Origin of the sequence: Collinsella sp. AM40-7AC, assembly GCF_003468125.1 — a bacterium.
Classification (GTDB): domain Bacteria; phylum Actinomycetota; class Coriobacteriia; order Coriobacteriales; family Coriobacteriaceae; genus Collinsella; species Collinsella aerofaciens_O.
In genome coordinates, this window is record NZ_QSGK01000009.1 from 1 (window position 1) to 365 (window position 365).

General features: G+C 67.7%; 1 pseudogene. It reads right to left on the reverse strand.

The window, feature by feature from the left end:
* Positions 1-365: pseudogene (locus DW892_RS10320) on the reverse strand (Sir2 silent information regulator family NAD-dependent deacetylase); the annotation flags it as partial.

Sequence of the window (365 nt, forward strand, 5' to 3'; positions counted from 1 at the left end):
CCGAGAGCAGGGCGCCCAAATCGGCCTGGATCGCCCCTGCCTTGCTTCCAAGCTGCAACGGAGCCGAGCCGCCCGAGATGTTTACGCTCAAAAGGTGCGCATCCGGCAGCTTCGCGGTCATGCTCCAGAACGGGAGCGTGATGATGCCGGGGGTCATCTCGCCCACGCCGAGCTCCAGCAACAGCACGCGGCGATCGCTGCGCTCGCGCACGAAGCGCTCGTATCGTCCGAGGCTCTCGCGCCAGGCCGCACCCTGCAGAAACGTGTCGTCGCGCACCCACGGCACAAGCTGCCAGCCGCAATGCGGGCATCGGGGGATATCCTCGCTGAGGACCTCGAACCCCGCCATGCCCGCGAGCATGCGC